We start from the raw sequence: 22668 nt of genomic DNA on the forward strand, positions 1-22668 counted from the left end.
AAGAAGCAAGCTTCTCATGTCTTCTCGTTCGACTTGCATGTGTTAAGCACGCCGCCAGCGTTCGTCCTGAGCCAGGATCAAACTCTCCATGATAGTATGGAAGAGCTTACTAGCTCAACTTATTGTTTTTGGTGTCCGGCTCTCGCCGGACGTTTGAATTGATTCGGTTATTTTCTTGCGAAAATGACCTGCACTCCCGAGTAAAACTCGGCATAAACAAATCCAAAGATTTATTTACTGGCGTTCATTCAATCATTGTTCAGTTTTCAAAGGTCATCGTGTCGCCGTAGCGACGACTTATTTATCTTACCAAACTACGAAGAGCTTGTCAAGCATGTTTTTGAATTTTTTCATAAAACCTGACAACCATAAACAGGCACAACAAAAAAAACTTACATTTTCTTTCTCACGTCTCGTTGCAGCTGGTTTTTATATAATAACATTAACGCCGAGAAAAGTCAACTACTTTTCTCGGCGTCTTTCTTAATGTTCTTCCCCCATGACGTCAAGGCCTACCATAGCCATCGCTTTGGCTCCGGTCAGGGCCTGCATTTTTCCCAAATCACTGCCGGCCGCCGCTGCAAATTCCGGCGTATGACCGGACATACCGTAACCGATACAGATTTCCGGTTGGCTGACCCTCGTCACTTGACTGACGTTGCCCACATCGGTAGAACCTTCGGCAAAGTCGTCACTGCGAAGGCCGAATTCTTCATAGAGTCGATTAAAGGCATCGGCAAAGTATACATCCATTTTGGGATCGTTGACCATATTTTTATAGAGCGGTTCATAGTGAACCATCTCTACCGAGGCTTGATGAGCCGCTGCGACATCCTGCGCCATCTTCTTGATATCCGGCAGCATTTTATGTTCCAAATAATCGACAGTCAAGGCCCGAATCGTCGCTTTCAGAACGGCTCGGTCGGGTACGATATTCGGCGCCGTCCCACCTTCAGTGATAATGGCGCCGATGATATGGCGCTCAGTCAGCGTCTTTTCGTAGGCCTTGAGGCGGCCATAGAAATCAACTAAGGCATCGAGGGCATTGATCCCGTGATATTCTGTATCAGCGACATGGGCGGCTTTTCCCAAAAAAGTAAATTGTAAGGGATGGGTCGCATAGGACGTACCGCCAATATAGGTTTTATCAACGCCGGGATGGACGATGACGGCAGCGTGAAGGTCGTCAAAGACACCGTGTTCACTCATATAGACTTTGCTGCCCACCGTTTCTTCAGCAGGACAGCCATAGACATGGACCGTCGCCTTCTCTCCGGCAGCCTTGGCAAAAGCCAGAGCCGCACCGATGCTCATGGCAGCGATCAAGTTGTGCCCGCATCCGTGTCCAATTTTCGGCAGCGCATCATACTCTGCTAAAAAGCCCATCTGAAACGGACCGCTTCCAAACGTTCCGTGAAAGGCCGTGGGAAAGGCATCGGAAACGGGGTTATCAAGCGTAAAACCGTGATCGGTCAAAATGTCTTTCAGCAAGGCGGAGGCAAAAAATTCCTCCTGCCCCAGTTCCGGACGGGCATGCAGCTTGTCGGCGATATCATAGATGAGGGTTTTCAATTCGTCGACATAGCGGCAGGCGTCTTCTTTTAATTGTTTATACTCCATCAGGATTCCTCCTACAGTTAGGGTAAAAATACGAGTTCCGCCCGATCCGTTTCGGCTTCAAGGCGCACCGTCTGACCTAAGGGAAGCCAAGCGTTATCGGCACCGTGTCCAAAGGACAGGCCCTTGACGGCGGGCTTTCCCCATTTTTTCGCATAAGCACGAATGACTTCGTCGACAGTCCATTCGTAGGTGCTCCTTTCCGTAGGATTGCATCGGTAAAATTCGCCAAAGGCAATGCCTTTCACGCCGTCAATGAGGCCGGCTTGCTCGATATGACAGAGCATTCTGTCGAGAGAATAGGCATCTTCTCCCACTTCTTCCAAACAGAGAATGCCCCCTTCCGATTGTAACGCATAAGGCGTCCCCATGGTAACCGACAGCAGCATCAAGTTGCCGCCTAAGAGAGGTCCCGTCGCTGTCCCGGGAACGAGGGTCTCGGGATGCATCGCCGGCGCCGAAGGCAATGTGCGTGCAGCATAAGGATGGGCCAATCCCCAGCGCAATTCTTCCCGTGTGTAGTCAGAAGCCTTACGGGCCAGGGACATGACCATCGTTCCGTGGATGGGCCGAAAATGGCAGCGCTGCAGAAAGACGGTATGGAGCGCCGTAATATCGCTAAAGCCGATGAAAATCTTCGGGTGGGCGGCGATTAACTCATAATCGAGAAGCGGTAAGATCCGCGTTGCCCCGTAACCGCCGCGAAGACACATAATAGCCTTTACATGGTCATCGGCAAAAGCGGTGTTGATGTCAGCAGCCCGCAGTTCATCGCTGCCGGCCAAATAGCCGTCGTGAGCCGATACGGATTGTCCCACCGTTACGTGATATCCAAGTTCTTTTAAAAAGGCAATGCCTTGGGCCGCATCATCTTCGGCAAGGGCCGCAGACGGGGCCACGACGGCAATCGTATCGCCCGGATTCAAAGGGGCGGCACAACGATAATCCATAGGGTTACGTCCTTTCTCCTTCATCGATATAGGCATTTTTAAAATCTACCAATCCCAGTTGTGACCAATGGTATCCTTTAATATAAGGCTGGGCTACGTAAGGCTGGGTCGTATAGTAGATTGGGATGATGACGCAGTCATCAAAGAGCATCTGTTCGGCTTCATGCATATAGGCCATGCGCCGGGCTTCATCGTTCGTCGCCTTAGCCTGGCGAATCAGTTCGTTATAGGCCGTATTGTGATACTGGGCATCGTTTTCTTCGTCCGCAAAGACGTCGAGGAAGGTCATGGGATCGGCATAATCGGCAATCCACGAAGCCCTGGCGACCTGGTAGTCCCCCTGCGCCCGAGAGGCCATGAATACCTTCGATTCCTGATTCATGAGCGATACGGACACACCGAGATTATCCTTCCACATGGCCTGGATTGCTTCCGCCACGGCCTTGTGCATCTCGTTCGTGTTGAACAGGATGGTCACCGGCGGAAGAGGATGGTTTTCATCATAACCGGCTTCACGCAGGAGATTTCGTGCCCTTTCCGGATCTTCACTGATGAGATTGCCCCCTTCTTCCCGAAAATCACGGCCTGTGGCCTTATCTTTCAGACCCGGCGGAACCCAGGCATAGGCCGGTTCCTTTTCAGCCCGGATAATATGGTCGATAAGGCCTTGGCGCTGAATCGAGAGGGCAAAGGCCTTGCGGACGCGGACGTCGTCAAAGGGTTTTTGCTGGACGTTAAAGACGTAATAATAGGCGCCTAAATACGGAGCAATTTTATAGAGCCCCATTTTTTCCAGCCGTTCTTGGTCGGCCGGCGGCGGCTCAACGGTCATATTGGCTTGATTGCTTTCTACCAAAGTCAATCTCGTCGCCTGAGAATCGCTGATGGGAAGATCGATGTGGCTGAGCTTCACCGCATCGGCATCCCAATATCGTTCATTTTTAACCAATTTAATTTCACTGGAATGATTCCAACTGACAATCTTAAAAGGCCCGCTGGAAACCATTCCCTCGGCATCGGCGGCCCAGGTATCGGGCTTTGCTTCGACGAGCTTCCGCGGTACGGGATAATAGCAGTGAAAAGCTGTCAGATTCAAAAAGTAGGATGTCGGCTCTTTTAAACGAACTTCCAAGGTTTTATCATCGAGAGCCTTGACACCGACTTCATCAGAAGAGGCCTTCTTCTTAAAGTAATCTTCGGCCTTATCGATGCAAAAGAGCATATAGGCATTTTCCGAAGCAACGTCGGGATTGACGACGCGCTTCCAGGAGTATTCGATATCGCCGGCCGTAATAGGCGTACCGTCGCTCCACTCGATTCCGTCGCGGAGGTGAAAGGTATAAACCCTGCCATCGGCCGAAATATCCCAGCTCTTAGCCAAGGCCGGCTGAGGAACATCATCGACAAGACGGGTCAGGCCTTCAAAAATCTGTAATTCTGTATTGCTTTCAGCCAAGGCCGTCGTCATAGCCGGATCGAGGCGAGACGGCTCCGCTTCTAAGACGTAGCTCACCGTATCCGGTTGTTCTACGCCGCAGGCACTGAGAAAAGCGGCCATGAGGACGGCCACGAATAAAAGGATATATTTTTTCATCAGTCCGTCCCTCCTTTGACATGGTGACAGGCAACCAGGCGCCCTTCCCCGACGGAGCAAAGGGCAGGCACCTCACGGCGGCACCGTTCATCACAATCAGGACAACGCGGATGAAAGACGCAGCCCGACGGTACATCGAGGGGGCTGGGAACTTCACCCGAAACAACGGCCGTTCTCTGATAATGCGGATCCGGCCGCGGCACAGAGGCAATGAGCATCTGTGTGTAGGGATGGAGAGGCCTATGAAAGACGGCGTCGCTCGGACCTAATTCGACGAGATTTCCCAGATACATGACGCCGATGCGACGACTCAAATGATGGACCATACTCAAGTCATGGGCAATAAAGAGATACGATAACTGCCGTTCTTCCTGGAGGCGCTTTAACATGTTTACGATTTGAACCTGGACCGATACGTCAAGAGCTGAAATCGGTTCATCACAAAAGATGCATTCCGGATCGACGGCAAGGGCTCGGGCGATTCCGATGCGTTGACGCTGGCCGCCGCTGAATTCGTGGGGATAGCGCTGGGCCGTTTCCGGTCTCAAATCGACTTGGGTCAATAAATCGGCCACCCGTTGACGCCGTTCTCTATCGTCGGAACAGAGCGCATAGTTGCGAAGAGGTTCGCTAATGATATCTTCGACGGTCATTCGCGGGTCCAAGGAGGCATACGGGTCTTGAAAGATCATCTGCACCTGGCGTCGATAGTCCTTCCCGATTTCAGGCTCGCCGATATTACGGCCTTTATAAAAAATATCCCCATCGGTTTTAGGATACAGTCCCAATAAGGTGCGGGCAAAGGTCGACTTGCCGCAGCCCGATTCGCCAACCAAGCCAACCGTTTCGCCCGGCTCAATCGTAAAGGATACGTGATTGACAGCGGTCAACACTTTTTTCGGACGACCTAACCAATTGCGGTCAATCACAAATTGTTTGGTAAGGCCTTTAGCTTCAATGAGTGCCATCGCCCATCCTCCTTTCTGCCGCTGCCAGCCAGCAGGTATAGTGATGACCGGGACCGGCTTCTTCCCGCGGCGGTTCTGCTTCCATACAGACTTTCATAGCCCGAGGGCAGCGCCGATAGAACCGGCAGCCTTTTGGCATATGGAATAAATCCGGGGCCTGGCCGGGAATGCCGGTCAGTACCTTATCCCGATCCGTTGGGTCCGGAAGAGAGGCCAACAGCCCCCTGGTATAAGGATGGGCCGGTCGGTAAAAAATATCCTCTGCCGTCCCTTCTTCAACGACGGTACCGGCATACATGACGTAAATGCGGCGGCACATCTGGGCAATGACGCCTAGATTATGGGAAATGAGGACGACGGCCATACCGAGTTCTGCCTGCATTTTCTTTAAGACGTCCAAGACCTGTGCTTCTGTCGTAACGTCGAGAGCCGTCGTCGGCTCATCGGCAAAGAGGAGTTTCGGCGAACAAGATAGTGCCATGGCAATGAGACAGCGCTGACGCATACCGCCCGATAATTGATGGGGGTATTGGTCGAGCCGCTTTTCCGGTGAAGTCAGACCGACGGCTTTTAACAGTTCTACAGCCTTTGTCCGCTGCTCCTGCTTGGACAGTTTCTGATAGAGGGCAAGCCCTTCACAAAGCTGGGCCCCAATGGTGAGAACCGGATTGAGGGATGTCATGGGATCCTGAAAAATCATAGCCATATCGCGGCCGCGAAGGCCATTCATCTCCGATTCTGACAAGGGCAGGAGATCGCGTCCCTCCCACAAAATCTCGCCGTTCCGGTATTCCGCAGCTCCCTGGGGCAATAATTTCATAACCGCCTGGGACGTAACCGACTTGCCGCATCCCGATTCGCCGACAATGCCGACGGTTTCACCGGGCCGGACCGTAATCGATACGTCGTGAACGGCTTCTAAAAGGCCTCGGTACGTGTGGAATGAAATAGACAGATGACGCACTTCGAGTAACGGATTCATCGGCTCCCCTCCTTTTGATGCTGCGGATCCAAGGCATCGCGCAGGCCATCGCCTAAGAACATGAAGCCCAGCATGGTAATGCACAGGGCCAAGGCCGGAAAGGCCAGCTGAAAGGGAAAGGAGCGCATGCTGTTAATACCTTCTGAAGCCAGGACGCCCCAACTCGCCATCGGTGCCGATACTCCCAGACCGATAAAGCTTAAAAAGGCTTCCGTAAAGATGGCTTCCGGAATCGATAAGGTGAGCGTAACGATGATCGGCCCGACGCAGTTAGGAATCATATGCCGCCGCAAAATCTGCCAGGTCGACGTACCGCAGGAACGGGCAGCCATGACGTATTCCTGCTGTTTCAGGCTGAGGATCTGGCCACGGACGACACGGGCCATATTGAGCCAATAGGCGATACCTAAGGCTAAATAAATGTTGATCAGCCCCGGTTTGAAAACGACCATCAGCAAAATGACGTAGAGCAGCATGGGAATGGAGTAAAGGATATCGACGACGTGCATCATGATCCGGTCGATCCGTCCTCCGGCCAAGGCCGCAATCCCGCCGTAGAGAACGCCGATGAAGACGTTAATAAGGCTGGCCACCAGGCCGATGGACAAGGAAATGCGGGCACCGTACAAGACGCGGACAAAGAGGTCCCGTCCGAGTGAGTCGGTTCCAAACCAGTGTGCTGCAGACGGCCAGGCATTGGCATCAGAAAAACTCTGATCGGCATAAGTATAGGGTGATAAAAAAGGTCCGATGACCGCAAAAAGGGTCATGACGATGACGATAGCCATGCCCCAAAGGGCCAAGGGATTGCTCTTCATCCGACGCCAACCGCGGTCCCTCAGCGTTTGAGGTGCCACATAGGGTTCCCTTCGGTCCGCCTCCGTAATCGGTGTGAAATCCATGGCTATTCCTCCTTTCGGCTGTCGACGGTAATGCGCGGATCTAAGAGCGGATAGATGAGGTCGACGAGTAAATTCATCATCATGATAAGAAAACTGTAAAAAATAGTAATCCCCAAGATGACCGTGTAATCGCGGTTATAAATACTGGTAACGAAGTGACGCCCCAATCCGGGAATGGCAAAAATCGTCTCGACGATAAAGCTCCCGGTCATCAAGGCCGCAGCCAAGGGCCCGATATAACTGACGACGGGCAGGAGGGCGTTGCGCAGGGCATGACGGTACAATAAGGACCAAGAACCAATGCCTCGAGAGCGAGCCGTCCGTATATAATCCTGTCCCAAGGCATCGACGAGGCTAGACCTTGTCAGACGCATAATAAAAGCCGTCGGCTGCGCAGCCAGGGCCAAGGCCGGCAGGATGACATAGGCCGGACCTTTCCACAAAGCCGCCGGCAGGACAGGCCAAGTAAAAGCGAAGAGCTGTATGAGAACGGCAGCAAAAATAAAACTGGGGACCGAAACGCCGAGAGTAGCGCCGATCATCATCCCGTAATCAACCCAGGTATTCTTATACCAGGCAGCCGCCATGCCGGCAAGAATACCGGCCCCGATGGCAAGGAGAAGGCTGATAAGCCCGAGCTCAGCCGATACAGGCAGGGTTTCGGCGATGATATCGTTGACCGTTTTACCGGGATATTTGTAAGACGGACCCAGATCGAGAACAGCGGCATGGCGGACGTAATCGACGTACTGGTTCCACAAGGGTTCATCGAGGTGATACCGGGCTTCCACCGTCGCCATGACAGCCGGCGGCAGTTTCTTTTCCTGCGTAAAAGGACCGCCGGGAATGGCGTGCATCAGACCAAAAGTAATGGTAATGACCGCCCATAGGACGATACAGGCGCCAAAGAGGCGCTTTGCGAGATAAATGGCCAAGGAGAATCATTCCTTTCCAACATAGATACTATTAATTATAAGGCCCTATCTTTATCATGACAAGGCAATGGCCGTTGTTATTATCCTGGCGGCGGCGTATAATAGTAAATTGACTACGTTAACAAATCGAAAGAAAGGTGATCGCTGTGAACTGGAAACTTTGTTTAGCAATTCTAACGTGTAACGTCGTCTTCATGTCCTCAAGCTACACCATGCTCATCCCCTTCCTGCCTATGTATCTTACCCGAGACCTCGGCGTCGATCCGGCGTCGGTCAACATTTGGTCCGGTATCGTCTTTTCCTCGACCTTTCTCATCAGTGCCGTCATGGCCCCCATATGGGGCCGGATGGCCGACAAAAGAGGCAAACGACTCATGGCGATTCGCGCCAGTTTTCTTTTATCGATCAGTTATTTTCTCGGCGGTATCGTAACGACACCGCTGGAACTGACTTTCATGCGGATGTTCCAAGGCTTTGCGTCGGGTCTGTGGCCCATGGAACTGGCCATCATGACCACCTATGCTCCACCCAAAAAACTGGGCATCTGCCTGGGCGTCATGCAAGGGGCCCTCACAGCCGGCGGCATCATCGGCCCCCTCTTTGGCGGCATCTTAGCCGAAACCTTCGGCATGCGCCAATCCTTCTTTTTAGCAGCCGCCGCTTTGTTCCTTAACTTTTTAGTCTTGGTCTTCTTTATTAAAGAACCGCCGACGGACGCGGCACCGTCTGCCGATACCATCAGTGCCGACAGCAAAAGCGGCCAAGTCAGCCTGTGGAAGACGCCTGTCATCCGCCTGATGCTCATCAGCGCCGCCTTAGTGCAGGCTGTCATCCTCATCGTCCAGCCGATTTTAACGACCTATATTTCTTACCTTGCCGGAGACATGGACAACCTGGTCTTCGTAGCCGGCCTTATCTTCTCCCTGGGCGGTTTTGCCAGCGCCATTACGGCTCCCCTCTGGGGCCGTTTCGGTCAGCGCCACGGTTTCGTAAAGACCCTGCGCATCGTACTGGTTCTGGCAGGTATTTTCTTCCTCATCCAGTCCCTTCCCGATACGCTTTACACCTTCGCGGCCAGCCAATTCGCCGTCGGCCTCTTCTTCTCCGGCATCTATCCGTCGATCAATGCCATCTTAGCGGAAAAGACGAGTGCCAATATCAAAGGCCGGGTCTTCGGGCTCATGTTCTCGGCCCAGCAGGTCGGCGCCATGGGCGGCCCGATTTTAGGCGGCATCATTGCCACCTATATCGGAATGAAGTACGTCTTTTGGGGAGCCGGCACGATTCTCTTGTGCCTCAGTCTGGCCATCACCTGGAAGGTACACCATCTGCACGGTGAAAAATTGGCGGATTAACACTTACCCCCGGGTACCCCGATTATGGGTGTAGTCCGGAAGGAGTTTCGGCGATAATACCTTTTCGGTAATGCCGGCAGCGGCACGTTCTTCATCAAAGCGACGAACGTGGTCGAGATTCCCCTTTCCGGGATGGGCCTGCTCACTGTAGACCGCCGCTTCGGTCCCGGCAATCCGGCCAAAGACGATGATATCCAAGAGACTGTTGCCCATGAGTCGGTTCTTCCCGTGAATACCGCCGACGTCTTCCCCGGCCGCATAGAGGCCGGGGATTTTTGTTTCACTCTTAGCTCCGATACAGATACCGCCATTTTGATAATGGAGGGTCGGATAGACTAAAATCGGCTGTTTTCGGATATCGATGCCGAATTTTTCATACATATGAATCATAGCCGGCAGTCTTTTTTCCATCGTCCCCTCCCCATGAAGAATATCGACCATAGGCGTATCGAGCCAGACGGCTTGGCCGTGCAGGGCATAGACGCCCTTGTTCCGTTCTTGGCACTCGCGAATAATGGCCGCGGCCACGACATCTCTCGTTTCTAAAGGATGGAGGAAGGCATCGCCGTCCTTATTGACCAGCATGGCATCGAGAGAACGGACCTTTTCCGTGACCAAGGCTCCATAAATCTGAGGCGGGTAAGCGGCCCCTGTCGGGTGATATTGAATAGCGCCGGCATAAAGGAGAGGGACGCCGGCCCGATAGGCCATGACCAGCCCATCCGCCGTCGATCCATAATGATTCGACGTCGGAAAGCCTTGATAGTGGAGACGCCCGGCACCACCGGCAGCAAGGATGACGCTTTTTGCTCGAACGACGTGGTATTCCCGGGTATCGAAATCATACAAGACGGCACCGGCAGCCCGGCCTTCCCCGTCAAGCAGCAATTCGACAGCCGGCGAATATTCGATGACATCGACGCCGGCGTTACGGACTTCATCGCGAAGAACACGCATGATTTCCGCTCCCGTATAATCCCCGCAGGCATGCATCCGTTTATAGGACGTCCCGCCGCCGTGGGTCGTTACCATGGCTCCGTCACGGTCTTTGTCAAATAGGACGCCTAAGGAGCTGAGCCACTGAATGGCTTCCGGCCCATGAAGAACCAGTTCAGAGAGCAGTTCGGGAATATTCTTATAATGACCGCCGCCCATGGCGTCCAAATAATGAGCCGCCGGCGAATCATTTTCCTTATCGGCAGCCTGTATGCCTCCTTCGGCCATGCCCGTATTGGCATCTCCCAATCGTAGTTTCGTAGCCATGAGGACCTTCGCTCCATGGCGGGCCGCTTCAATAGCTGCGGCAGCACCGGACCCGCCGCCGCCGATGACCAGGACGTCGGTCTCAAACTGGATATGGTCGACATCGACGTCGGCTTCATCCATGCGGCTCTGGCCTTGTAAGAGGACGGCCAGTTCAGACGGTACTTGATCGCCCTTATTGGGTCCTACGGACAGGCGTGTAAAACCGTCTTCGTGATAATCAGGATGAAATTGTTTTAAAAGGGCATCCTTTTCTTCAGCCGTAAACCGCGGCAATGTTTCCGACAAGCGGATACTGCGCGTCGCCTCGACCCGCGCCTGAGACGCCCGCATTTCTTCGGTATATATCATGAGGTCCTCCTATTTTTCAATCGTCCGCCCTTCGTATAAGCGGCGCAATTCATCGTCATCGGCTTCCATCAACCGCTGTACATCGGCAATATACTGCCCTTCTTGAATCGCTTTTACGCGGTCTTCCAAATGACGGCTCTTTTTGGCAATATACTTACCCATGAGGCGCCGTGCCAAGAGGCCGACCGGTCCGTGGCTGATTTTCGCCGGACAGCTGGCAGCACAGATATTGCAGCAAACACAGCGGAAGGACTCTTTCGCACAGCCGGCATAATCACCTTTCTGGGCCAGGGCGATGTATTTCATGACTTGAATCCCTTGAGGACAGTTCCGCGTACAGGCATTGCAGTGAATGCAGTTATAAATCTCAGGATAAAGCTGACCGACGACATTTCCGGCAACAGGCAAATCATCCATGTCATATTCCATCTTTTTGATGGGAAACGATTCCAACCGGCCGACACACATGCCGTCTTCAACCTTCGTTTGACAGGCCAGGGCCGAATGCGTTTCAGTCTGCCCTTTCAGACGGTAGACGACGGCGCAGGCCCCGCAAAACCCGCTTCGGCATCCGCAGCCGCGAACCAGGCGGAAGCCGGAGTATTCCATAGCCCGCATAATCGTCAAATCTTCAGGAACCGAAAACATCTTCCCCAGTAAATAGACGGTTACCATTTTCATAGCTATTTCTCCTTTAATGAAAAAGGTGCTGCCGCACATGCGGCAGCACCTTTTATTGCTTTATAAACCGTAATCTTATTCCAATACTTCCAGCAAGCAGTCGCCGCTGATGATAGCCTGGCCTTTGACGGCATAGATTTCACCGACAGTTCCGTCGATAGGCGACGTAATCGTCGTTTCCATCTTCATGGCTTCGGTAACGACTAAGGGTTCGCCCTTCTTAACTTTCTGGCCCTTGGAAACGAGGACATTGACGACCGAACCGGACAAGGTGGCACCGATGTCACCGGCCTTATCAGGATCTGCCTTACGGCGAGAAACGGTCTTCATGTCGACGCTCTTATCCTGGATACGGATTTCACGTTCGGCACCGTTGAACATGAAGGTAACCGTGCGGACACCGCTTTCATCAGGATCGCTGATATTGATCAGGGTGATGATGAGATCCTTCCCTTCTTCGATTTCAACGTGAAGTTCTTCATTTTTCTTCATGCCGAAGAAGAAGGTCGGCGTATCGAGGACGCTGACATCGCCGAATCTCTTGACCTTTTCATTGTAGTCTTCGAAGACTTTCGGATACTGGCAGTAAGCATTGATGTCTTCGGCTTCGTGCTTGTAGCCGTTTTCAGCCAATTTAGCACGGACGGCGTCGAAGTCGACCGGTGCCAGGCTCTTGCCCGGCCGTTCCGTAAGGGGTTTCTTTCCTTTGAGGATAATCTTCTGGAGTTTTTCCGGGAAGCCCTGATACGGAATGCCGATACGGCCTTCGAAGAATTCGACGACGGACTGCGGGAAGTCGAGGACGTCGCCTTTATCGTAGATATCCTGTTCAGTCAGGTTGTTCTGGACCATGAACAAGGTCATGTCGCCGACAACCTTGGACGACGGCGTAACTTTGATGATATCGCCGAACATCATGCTGACCGCATGGTACATCTTTTTGATTTCATTCCAGTGGTCGCCGAGGCCTACAGCCTTAGCCTGCTGGCGGAGATTGGAGAACTGACCGCCCGGCATTTCATGCTGGTAGACTTCCGTATTCGGATAAGCTTCGGCTTTGTCGACGCCTTTGTAATACGGACGAACCGTAGCCCAGTAGCGGGACATTTCTTCCATAGCATTGACGTCGAGGTCCGGCTGACGATCCTTGCCGCTCAAAGCGTAATACAAGGTGCTCATGCTCGGCTGGCTGGTACCGCCGGCAAAGGCCGAATAAGCAACGTCGACGATATCGACACCGGCATCGATAGCCCTGCTGTACGTCGTAATGGCATTACCCGAACCATCATGGGTATGGAGGTGAATCGGAAGGTCAACGGCATCTTTCAAAGCCGATACCAAACGGTAAGAAGCTTCCGGTTTCAAGAGACCTGCCATATCTTTAATGGCGATGATGTTGGCACCGGCATTTTTCAATTCCTTAGCCATGTTGACATAGTATGCCAAATCGTATTTATTCCGCGACGGATCGAGGATATCGCCGGTGTAGCAGAGGGCTACTTCTGCCAATTTATTGTTTTCACGAACGGCCTGAATCGTGCCGTACATATTGTCTAAGCTGTTAAGGCTGTCAAAAACACGGAAGACGTCGATGCCGTTCTTGGCCGAGAGGTCGATGAAGTTTTTGACGACATTGTCCGGATAGCTGGTGTAGCCGACGGCATTAGCACCACGGACGAGCATCTGGAGAAGGATGTTAGGAGCCTTTTCACGCATCTGGCGCAGGCGAACCCAAGGATCTTCATAAAGGAAGCGATAAGCTACGTCGAAGGTCGCCCCGCCCCAGCATTCATACGAGAAGAGGTTCGGGAGTTTCTTCGAGGCTGCTTCCAAGACACGGAGCATATCGATGGTGCGGACACGAGTAGCAAACAAGGACTGGTGCGCATCACGCATGGTCGTATCGGTGAAGAATACCTTATGCTGTTCTTTGATCCACTGGGAGAATTTTTCCGGTCCCATGGCATCAAATTTCTGTTTCGTGCCGTCCGGATACGGGCCGTTTTCAACACTCGGCAGTTCCAAAGGTTCAAATTCAGTCTTTTCCTGGTGGCCGGCACCGGCATAGCCGTTAATCGTCGTATCGCTGATGTACTCTAAGAGTTTCGTGCCGCGGTCCTGTACGACCGGCAGTTCAAACAGTTCCGGATGATTGTCGATGAAGTTGACATTATACGAACCGTCGACGAATTCAGGACTCTTCAGGACGTTGATCAAGAAGCCGATATTGGTCTTGACGCCGCGGATACGGAATTCCTGAAGGACGCGGAGCATCTTCTGGACGGCTTTGGCATGATCGAGGCCGTAAGTCGTCGACTTGACCAAGAGCGAATCATAGTACGGCGTAATAATGGCTCCTGTATAAGCATTGCCGCTGTCGAGACGGACACCAAAGCCGCCGCCACTGCGGTATACCGTGATTTTACCGGAATCCGGCATGAAGTTATTCAGCGGATCTTCGGTCGTAATACGGCACTGGATGGCATTGCCGAGACAGTGGACAGCATCCTGAGACTTAATGCCGATTTCATCGCTGTCGAGGGCATAACCTTCAGCGACTTTAATCTGGGTCTGGACGATGTCGATACCCGTAATCATTTCGGTGACCGTGTGTTCTACCTGGACACGGGGGTTAACTTCGATGAAGTAGAAGTTGCCGTCAGGCGTAACCAAGAATTCGACGGTCCCTGCATTGACGTAATGAACGTTTTTCATCAACTTCAAGGCAGCATCACAGATTTTCTGACGAAGTTCGACGGGCAAGGCCGAAGCCGGAGCCGTTTCAACGACCTTCTGATGACGGCGCTGGATAGAGCAGTCACGTTCAAAGAGGTGAATGACGTTGCCGTGTTCGTCGCCCATGATCTGGACTTCGATGTGCTTCGGATTGATGATACATTTTTCGAGATAAATTTCATCGCTGCCGAAAGCCAGCTGCGCTTCCGATTTTGCCCGTTCATAAGCATCGCGCAGTTCTTCCATGGAGTCGACCATACGCATGCCGCGGCCGCCGCCGCCGTTTACAGCTTTCAGCATAATCGGAAGTCCGACTTCCTTGGCAAAATTTTCGACTTCTTCATAGCTTTCAACGCGGCCGTCACTGCCGGGAATGTACTGAATACCGGCCTTTTTTGCCTGAATACGGGCATTGATCTTATCGCCGAACATGATGAGGTGTTCTACTTTAGGACCGATAAAGATAATACCTTCTTCTTCACAGCGTTTCGCTAAGTCCGCATTTTCGGACAAGAATCCGTAACCGGGGTGGATGGCATCGACGTCGTGCTCATGGGCAATACGGATAATATCTTCAATATCTAAATATGCATCTACCGGTTTTTTGCCTTCACCGACGAGATACGATTCATCTGCACGGAAACGATGCAGCGACAGCGAATCTTCTTTGGAATAAATCGCAATCGTGCGGATTCCCAGTTCATTACAAGCCCGGAAAACACGAATGGCAATTTCTCCGCGGTTGGCAACTAAAACCGAACGAATTTTTTTCATGAAAATACCCTCCTGCGTATAAAAATTGAATCAGACCGGTAAACGCACAGCCAATCGACGCCCATACATTCACCGCTTTCTCTATTATAGCAAAATGGAAACACATTACAAGGGACGGCCACTTTGTATACAAAAAAATACTGTATACATGAATCCTAAAAAAACACGCAAACAAGACTATCTACGTGGATTTGTGGTTTTCATGGGAATTGAGTCTACTCAACTACCCGCCATTCATCTCCCGCCTAAGAGGAAGGAGTCTTCTGGTGGGTTAAGATAAAATCATTTATTTCAATAAATATACCTAGGGCTTCATAAATCTCATAACCACAATCGTTCCCTCATAGAGAAAGATCAAGGGCACGGCAATGGCCGTCTGGGTAATCATATCCGTCGTCGGCGATACGACACCGGCAAAGATGAAAGCCCCTACGATAAAGAAACGCCGCTTCTGCCGCAGGGATCTCCCGGTCACCAAGCCCAAACGCGCCAGGATAATCAGCGCCAGTGGAAGTTCAAAGCCGATAGCAAACGGCAGGACGAAGGCGATGAAAAAAGACAAATAGGCCGCTAAAGAAAACATAGGCTGTAGAGAGAGGGCAGAAAAACTCAGAAAAAATTGGACGGCTTGGGGAAAGACGACGAAGAAGGAAAAAGCAGCCCCGCCATACCACAAAACAAGAGCAGCCGGCATAAACCAGACGAAGGCCTTGGCCTCGGTATCGCGAAGTCCCGGCCTTAAAAACCGCCATAGTTCATAAAAGTGGATGGGCAAGGTCACAAATAAGCCCGTAACGGCGGCGATTTGCAGGTAAGAAAAAAAGACTTCCGCCGGATTCAGAAAATAAAGCTTTCCGGCCGGCGCCGAGATGACGGCAATGATATCTTCGACATAGGTATAGGCGACGATCGTACCTATGAGCCAGGCTGCCAGCGAAAAGAGGAGGCGCCGCCTAAGTTCAGCCAGATGGAAGGTGATAGGTGCTTTTTCTTCAATCATAGAAATCCCTTCTTTAACGATAAATAGAAAAGGCCCTGCCAAGTAGCGACAGGACCCTTTCACGGCCGTACAAGAATTATACGTAATGAATGCGGGATGGATCATAGCGGTCTTCATGCGGTTTGTCTTCTGCTGTTGCCTGAGGATAACCGAGAGCAACGATAGCAAAGGGGGTAACGCCTTTAGGAGCGCCCAAAGCCCGACGGACCAAAACTTCTCGAGCCCGATAGGGCGTAACGCCAAGCCAAACAGCACCGAGATCGAGGTGTACCGCTTCGATGAGGATATTTTCAACGGCCGCACTGAGATCAAGGGGCGTAAAAGCAGGAAAACGCATGTGTTCGTCACGAGAACAGACGACAATGGCTAAGGCAGCACCATTGGCACAGCCTGCATACGGACTGCATTGAGATAAGTCCTGAATGACCCGTTTGTCGCGGACGACATAAAATTCCCAAGGTTGTTGGTTTCCGGCAGATGGAGCGGCCATGGCAGCACGCAGCAGCTGTTCTATCTTTTCATCTTCTACCATGGTAGGCAAAAATTTCCGGATACTCCGTCTGGCAAAGATTTCATTCATGTAAATCGACTCCTCCCTATAATCATATATCTATTTTATTATAACATAAATAGATAGGAAGAAAACAGTGGCGAAATGAAAAAGAGTAGGCACCGAGGAATCATGTCTCTTTATAATTCTATATGATACCTAAAATATAAAAGGGCCCGAAAAACACTAATGTAAAACGCTAAAACCGCTTCACGTTTCTGCCCATACTGATTATGGAATGATTTTTTTCCAGTGAATTTTAAAGACCAATCTAAAGAGTTATACAGTTTAATCAATTTGCTCTCATTTTATTAGATATGCTATACTGCTATAAAGAAGTATATTTTCCCGTTTTATACAGGCTATTCCGTTAGTTTATCTTTCTATTTTTATCCAAAACGTTATGGCAGTAATATAATCGTGATATCGGTACTCTTACTTTTATAAAGTTTATAGCAAGGTTAGAATATACAAAGAAAGGCTATGATAATCGGTGTCTCACAGAAGTAAACTTACCTATCCTGAACAGATTAATCATTTAAAGAAAAAAGGAATTACTTTTATCGGTATAAATGAAGCAGAAGCGATCACCTATTTAAAAGAAAATAATAATTTCTTTAAACTTCTGGCATATCGAAAAAATTTTGATAAAGATATTACGGGAAGCAAATACTTAAATCTAGATTTTGCTTATCTCGTAGATTTAGCCATACTGGACATGTATCTTAGAGAAATTATTGTACAAATGGCTTTAAATATAGAGCATTTCGCAAAAGTCAAATTGATGAAGCTTATTACAGATAATCCAAATGAAGACGGTTATACTATTGTTTCTGATTATATAAATAATCTACCTGAAAATAATCGTATTCACTTAATGCAAGAGCTGAATAAAAATAGTCGAAGCCCTTATTGCCGGGAAGCCTATCTAAAATATAAAGACGATTTACCAGTGTGGGTCTTTCTTGAAATCATAACCTTCGGTTCCTTTATCTCTTTTTACAAGAATTCAATAGAGCGCCCTAGTTTTCAATTCACCCGACAAGAATCCAATAGATACAAAGACAATTTCTACCTTATGTTGACCGTGAAATACATCCGTAATGCAGCTGCACATAATAACTGTATTTTAAACGATTTAAAAACCAAGTCCAGAGAGGTTAGAAAAAAAGCCAATTGGGGCATGACTCGGGCAATGAGTAATGCAGATATATCTACTGTCATTATCGATAGAAAATTGGCAAATGAACGAGTCCAGCAAATCATCACTTGTCTCTGGGCACACAAACAAATCGTGAACAGTAAAGGGATTAACGATCGAACGGCACGGCAGCTGCACCAGTGGGTAGAACGAGTTCAACGTGACTATGACTATTCCTTCAACCCAATACTAACTACCACCTTAAATCTCCTGTCCAATTTAATTGACAAATGGTTTCCTATTGTGTAAAATAGATTCACAAGGAAAAACTTCAATAAAGTTTTGCAGGGACAGCATCCATAGATGTTGTCCCTGATTTTTTATTGCCTATAAATTATAGAGAGAAATAGGGATCTCCTCGTTTTTTAATAATACGTGGCTTGATATAAAAATCTTATTATAAACACGAAAAAGCCGTATACGATACATTATCATGTACTGTATACGGCTTCCCTATTAAACCTGGTGCCGAGGGAGGGACTTGAACCCTCACGGTGTTACCCGCCTGATTTTGAGTCAGGTGCGTCTGCCATTCCGCCACCCCGGCATATCTCTTGTGCCTTGCAGAAATTTTACTCAGTGCTTGGCACAAGATTAATTATACCATAATGGAGAGAATCGTCAAGTATTTTTTTACGAAAGATTTAGTGACCCGGTGTTGCTTCTTCTTCCAAATCATCGGACACATCTTTCTTTTCTTCTTTCAAGTAATCGAAGTATTTTTTCGTTTCTGCTACGACGACACCGCTCAAGCCGATGAGGGCAATGAGGTTCGGGATAGCCATCAGACCGTTTACGATATCGGCCAAAATCCAGATGACGTCGAGTTTAATGAAGGCGCCGCAGGCGACGAGGGCGATAAAGATAATGCGGTAAGGCATAATGCCTTTAACGCCGACCAGGTATTCAACGCAGCGTTCACCATAGTAGTTCCAGCCGAGGATGGTCGTGAAAGCAAAGAGGGTAAGTCCGATGCAGAGGATGATGCTGCCGTACGTCGGGAAGGCCATCGTAAAGGCGGCATTGGTAAGCGCTGCCCCGTTGACGTCGCCCATCCAGGCACCGCTGACGACTAAGACGAGGCCCGTCAAGGTGCAGATGATGATCGTATCGATGAAGGTACCGGTCATGGAGATGAGGCCCTGTTCAGCCGGCCATTTAGTTTTAGCAGCAGCGGCAACGATCGGTGCACTGCCGAGACCTGATTCGTTGGAGAAGACGCCGCGGGCTACCCCATTTCGCATGGCAACCAATACCGTAGCTCCGAGGAAACCACCGGCGGCAGCCGTCGGAGTGAAGGCGCTGACGAGGATCTGTTCAATAGCTGCCGGAACCTTGTCGGCAAAGATGACCAAGAAAGCAACCGTCGAAATAATGTAGATAATGGCCATAGCCGGAACGACTTTAGACGCTACGCGGGCGATGGACTGCAGACCGCCAATCGTAATGGCTGCAACCAATACGGTCAGGACGACTGCCGTATATTCGACAGGAATGCTTGTCGTCAGCCGCGTAATTTCAACGATAGAGTTGACCTGAGCAAAGGTCCCGATACCGAAGAAGGCGACCAAGACGCCGAAGAAGGCAAACAAGAAAGCCAAGGGTTTATATTTTTTACCCAACCCATTTTCGATGTAGTACATCGGGCCGCCGGCGATTTCGCCGTTCTTGTCGACCGTCCGATACTTAACGGCTAAACAACCTTCGGCGTATTTCGTAGCCATACCGACGAAGGCAGCCATCCACATCCAGAAAATGGCTCCGGGACCACCGGCATGAACAGCCGTTGCGACGCCGACGATATTGCCCGTACCGACGGTTGCTGCCAAAGCGGTGCACAAAGCTTTGAAGCTGTCTACGTCCCCATCGCCCTGATTCTTCGCTGTAAAGATGAGCTTCAAGGCTCTCGGCAATTTTGAAATCTGCAGCAGACGAAGGCGAGCCGTCAATAAGATACCGGTCCCGATAAGCAGGATCAATAAAGGCGGTCCCCAAATAAAACTGTCAATGGCATTCAATGTTTCCAACATCTTGCATACTCCCCTTTTAGTGTATTTTAGTATAATAACATAAAAAAAGACCTATCATCATCACTCTGAAGAGATAGGTCCTAAAAGGTCGCAGAAAAATAAAGGCTTTCTTCCGCTAGCTCTGTCCTTTTGCCTGAGAGATTAGAAACAATATCCTTGCACCTTCGGCGCCCAAATGGGACTCTCCAGAGTCGTGTCCACACACGGTCCCACCCCCTTAGGGGCACCTGAGAGTTTGACTCCGTCGGTAGGCTGTGCCTTCTCCCGTGTGTTTCGTTCACGCAATATGTATGATGTGCTGTTATTATAACGCGGCTGTTCAAAAAATGCAAGCCCTTTGTGGAAATTTGTCCGTATTGACGATACTATCGGGACAAGGACTCCCCAGAGAAAGCATAAGGAAGGAGTTCTTCCCAAGAAACGACCGCTGTGTCGCCCTTCATATTAGCCATGATAATCCGCGGAATGCGGAACTCGGCCATGACTTGACGGCAGGCGCCGCAGGGAGCGCAAGGGCCGTCCGTATCGGCTACGACAGCCAGTGCTTTAAACGCCCTCTCCCCTTCGGAAAGAGCCTTAAAAATGGCCGTCCGTTCGGCACAGTTACTCAGGGGATAGCTGGCATTTTCGATGTTGCAGCCGCCAAAAACCCGGCCTGACTCCATCAGGACGGCAGCACCAACGGGAAAGTGGGAATAGGGGCTGTACGAATGACGGCGATAGTCCCGGGCCAGTTCGATAAGGTCGGCATCACTCATAAATAGAGGGCTCCCTTCAGGTGGTCCAAAGCCCGTTCTGCCGTCTGCTGCCACTTGAGCGGCGTCAAGGCAATGTGCCCGTCTCGAACGCAGGCCACATCACTGTCGGGGGGAGCCGTCGTCATGTCGATGTCGCCGACGATACGATAGCAGACACTGCCGTCGAGATCGCGTTTTTCAGCGATGACGTTATGGTAAATCTGGACGGTCTGGGACGTAATGCAGACATTTTTTAAGCTGATATCGCCTTTCGGAGGTACGTTAACGTTGACAATCCCCGGAAAACGACCTTGGAGTGTAATTTTCTGAATCAACTGCCACATCAAACGAGCCGTTTCCACACAGCGTTCTTCAGTCATCCCGATCATGGATACGGCAAAGGCCGGAATCCCATAATACGGCCCTTCCATGGCCGCTGACACCGTCCCCGAATAAAGGACATCGCTGCCCAGATTATAACCGTCGTTGATGCCGGAAATGATGAGGTCCGGCCGGTCATCTTTGAGAAAATATTCCATAGCCATCTTGACACAGTCCACGGGCGTACCGGAAACGGCAATTTCCCGGATATCATCTTCTTCACGGGGGAGTTCCTGACAGTAAAGGGCCTTATTAATCGTCATCGAATGGGACGCAGCACTGCGCTGGCCATTCGGCGCAACGACAGTCAGCCGGCAGTCATGGGCCGAAAGTTCTCGTTTTAACGTCTGCAGGCCCAACGCCTTCAAACCGTCATCATTGGTCAACAAAATGTGCATAATAAAGCCTCCTACTTTTTATTTTCCTTCCGCAGCAAGGCTGCGCTTTCATACGACAGTGCTCGTGTATGCAGGGTGTGACTCCATTTCATCTTATGCCGATCCTTGAACCCGAGGAAGTTGACGGGAATCCAGCTGTACATAAAAATCGGATAGATGATGAGATACAGCCAAGATTTACGAGGAACCTTGATTTGCAGTAAGACGATAATAGGAATAAGATACTGCCCGACGCCAATAATCGACCAGATTTGAACAGGTACAATCGTATTTAAAATATTGGTATAAAAGGGCCAGTAAGAATTAAGCCAGGCCAACAGGGCGTACACCGTCGAGCCCATCATAAAGAAAGGCTGCGACAAGGTAAGGATGCCGTCAAGCATGCGAATATTCCCGGTCTTGATGCCCCGAGCAAACAACTTAGGAATAAAGCGCTCGCCGCAGTCACACTGCCCTTGAGCCCAGCGCTTTCGCTGACGGCAGGACTGCATGAAGCCAACGACCTTTTCGTCATAAATGATCGCGTCATGAGCCCAACAGGTGCGCACGCCCTCGAGGAGGACCTTCATGGAGAATTCCATGTCTTCCGTCAAGCATTCGCAGCCCCAGCCATACTTGCGGACGATTTCCGTGGCAATGCACATACCCGTACCGCCTAAAGCCGTCGACAATCCGATGTTGTACTTGGCCAGGTGCCACATGTGGTTAATCAGCCAAAAAGCGATGGAAAAAGTTCCGGCAATCCAGGAATCGGTCGGATTCTTAGAATCCATGTAGCCTTGGATGACCTTCTCCCCTTTCAAGAGGTGATGGTTCATTTCCCGCAAAAATTCAGGATGGACTAAGTTGTCGGCATCAAAGACGACGAAGGCATCGTACTGTTTTTCTTGGGCCAGCATTTGAGAAAACATCCAGTCCAAGGCGTATCCCTTCCCGACTTCTTCCTTATTGGTCCGAACTTTGACGATAGCGCCGTGATCCCGGCAAATATCGGCCGTATTATCCGTACAGTTGTCGGCAACGACGTAGATGTCGTACATATCCTTCGGATAATTAAGCTGTTTTAAATTGTCGATGAGCTGCCAAATGACGCGCTCTTCGTTATGCGCACAAATGACGGCAGCGAACGTATGCTTGGGGGCTGCCGTACTGTGCTCGCGCCGCTTCATCAAGCCGAAGCAGGCCAACGTAAAGTAATATAGTGAATAAAAAACGATGATGACTTGTATGGGTATCATAACGATATCCAAAATATGTTCCATA

The 22668-nt window shown here is 50.5% G+C and carries 18 protein-coding genes, 1 tRNA gene, 1 rRNA gene and 1 riboswitch; of the genes, 2 read left to right on the forward strand and 18 right to left on the reverse strand.

Translation table 11 applies throughout. The features are described from left to right. The 8 genes from UCI88_RS08680 to UCI88_RS08715 all read right to left on the reverse strand — a co-directional run. A 16S ribosomal RNA gene (locus tag UCI88_RS08680) occupies window positions 1–93 on the reverse strand; the annotation flags it as partial. A 390-nt stretch (window positions 94–483) separates the two neighbouring features. Then, window positions 484–1620, reverse strand: a complete 1137-nt coding sequence (locus tag UCI88_RS08685) for an amidohydrolase (RefSeq protein WP_256180319.1) — start codon at window positions 1618–1620, stop codon at window positions 484–486. Window positions 1621–1637: 17 nt separating this feature from the next. Then, window positions 1638–2567 (reverse strand): S66 peptidase family protein, encoded by a 930-nt coding sequence (locus UCI88_RS08690; RefSeq protein WP_044503146.1) that lies wholly within the window; start codon window positions 2565–2567, stop codon window positions 1638–1640. Between the two features lie 4 nt (window positions 2568–2571). Continuing rightward, complete coding sequence (locus tag UCI88_RS08695) at window positions 2572–4161, reverse strand: peptide ABC transporter substrate-binding protein (protein WP_256180320.1); 1590 nt, start codon at window positions 4159–4161, stop codon at window positions 2572–2574. After that, window positions 4161–5129, reverse strand: a complete 969-nt coding sequence (locus UCI88_RS08700; RefSeq protein ID WP_044503148.1) for an ABC transporter ATP-binding protein — start codon at window positions 5127–5129, stop codon at window positions 4161–4163. Before UCI88_RS08700 ends, UCI88_RS08695 begins: the two co-directional genes overlap by 1 nt. Continuing rightward, on the reverse strand, window positions 5116–6111 hold the full coding sequence (locus UCI88_RS08705; protein WP_256180321.1) for an ABC transporter ATP-binding protein: 996 nt from the start codon (window positions 6109–6111) through the stop codon (window positions 5116–5118). The genes UCI88_RS08700 and UCI88_RS08705 overlap by 14 nt, the downstream gene beginning before the upstream one ends. Next, window positions 6108–7013, reverse strand: coding sequence for an ABC transporter permease (locus UCI88_RS08710; RefSeq protein WP_256180322.1), 906 nt, complete (start codon window positions 7011–7013; stop codon window positions 6108–6110). The genes UCI88_RS08705 and UCI88_RS08710 overlap by 4 nt, the downstream gene beginning before the upstream one ends. A gap of 2 nt (window positions 7014–7015) precedes the next feature. Beyond that, the gene (locus UCI88_RS08715) at window positions 7016–7948 is read right to left on the reverse strand and encodes an ABC transporter permease (RefSeq protein ID WP_256180323.1); all 933 of its coding nucleotides are present in this window, start codon (window positions 7946–7948) and stop codon (window positions 7016–7018) included. 146 nt (window positions 7949–8094) lie between these two features. Between UCI88_RS08715 and UCI88_RS08720 the strand changes: the two genes are divergently transcribed. After that, the gene (locus UCI88_RS08720; RefSeq protein ID WP_256180324.1) at window positions 8095–9303 is read left to right on the forward strand and encodes an MFS transporter; all 1209 of its coding nucleotides are present in this window, start codon (window positions 8095–8097) and stop codon (window positions 9301–9303) included. A gap of 3 nt (window positions 9304–9306) precedes the next feature. Here the strand turns inward: UCI88_RS08720 and UCI88_RS08725 are convergent, their stop codons facing one another. From UCI88_RS08725 to UCI88_RS08745, 5 genes are all read right to left on the reverse strand, one after another. Then, window positions 9307–10917, reverse strand: coding sequence for an FAD-dependent oxidoreductase (locus UCI88_RS08725; RefSeq protein WP_044503153.1), 1611 nt, complete (start codon window positions 10915–10917; stop codon window positions 9307–9309). Window positions 10918–10926: 9 nt separating this feature from the next. Further along, window positions 10927–11598 (reverse strand): 2Fe-2S iron-sulfur cluster-binding protein, encoded by a 672-nt coding sequence (locus UCI88_RS08730; RefSeq protein WP_044503154.1) that lies wholly within the window; start codon window positions 11596–11598, stop codon window positions 10927–10929. A gap of 75 nt (window positions 11599–11673) precedes the next feature. Beyond that, on the reverse strand, window positions 11674–15108 hold the full coding sequence (locus tag UCI88_RS08735; RefSeq protein ID WP_256180325.1) for a pyruvate carboxylase: 3435 nt from the start codon (window positions 15106–15108) through the stop codon (window positions 11674–11676). 304 nt (window positions 15109–15412) lie between these two features. Then, entirely contained in the window at window positions 15413–16108 is a 696-nt protein-coding gene (tatC, locus tag UCI88_RS08740; protein ID WP_256180326.1) for a twin-arginine translocase subunit TatC, read from the reverse strand. Window positions 16109–16184: 76 nt separating this feature from the next. Continuing rightward, window positions 16185–16688, reverse strand: a complete 504-nt coding sequence (locus UCI88_RS08745; protein WP_044503157.1) for a nitroreductase family protein — start codon at window positions 16686–16688, stop codon at window positions 16185–16187. 463 nt (window positions 16689–17151) lie between these two features. Between UCI88_RS08745 and UCI88_RS08750 the strand changes: the two genes are divergently transcribed. Continuing rightward, a complete protein-coding gene (locus UCI88_RS08750; RefSeq protein ID WP_256180327.1) occupies window positions 17152–18108 on the forward strand; it encodes an Abi family protein in 957 nt (318 codons plus the stop codon). Window positions 18109–18322: 214 nt separating this feature from the next. Here the strand turns inward: UCI88_RS08750 and UCI88_RS08755 are convergent. The 5 genes from UCI88_RS08755 to UCI88_RS08775 form a co-directional block, all read right to left on the reverse strand. Beyond that, window positions 18323–18406, reverse strand: a tRNA-Leu gene (locus UCI88_RS08755). Window positions 18407–18503: 97 nt separating this feature from the next. Continuing rightward, window positions 18504–19889: an alanine/glycine:cation symporter family protein gene (locus UCI88_RS08760; protein ID WP_044503198.1), complete on the reverse strand. Its 1386-nt coding sequence runs from the start codon at window positions 19887–19889 to the stop codon at window positions 18504–18506. 111 nt (window positions 19890–20000) lie between these two features. Next, window positions 20001–20088: riboswitch (glycine riboswitch) on the reverse strand. Window positions 20089–20254: 166 nt separating this feature from the next. After that, window positions 20255–20647, reverse strand: coding sequence for a cytidine deaminase (locus tag UCI88_RS08765; RefSeq protein ID WP_044503199.1), 393 nt, complete (start codon window positions 20645–20647; stop codon window positions 20255–20257). After that, on the reverse strand, window positions 20644–21405 hold the full coding sequence (surE, locus tag UCI88_RS08770) for a 5'/3'-nucleotidase SurE (protein WP_044503200.1): 762 nt from the start codon (window positions 21403–21405) through the stop codon (window positions 20644–20646). The genes UCI88_RS08765 and surE overlap by 4 nt, the downstream gene beginning before the upstream one ends. 11 nt (window positions 21406–21416) lie before the next feature. Beyond that, window positions 21417–22667: a glycosyltransferase family 2 protein gene (locus tag UCI88_RS08775; RefSeq protein WP_044503201.1), complete on the reverse strand. Its 1251-nt coding sequence runs from the start codon at window positions 22665–22667 to the stop codon at window positions 21417–21419. Window position 22668: the final 1 nt, after the last annotated feature.

It is taken from the genome of Megasphaera massiliensis (assembly GCF_036305205.1).
Classification (GTDB): domain Bacteria; phylum Bacillota; class Negativicutes; order Veillonellales; family Megasphaeraceae; genus Megasphaera; species Megasphaera massiliensis.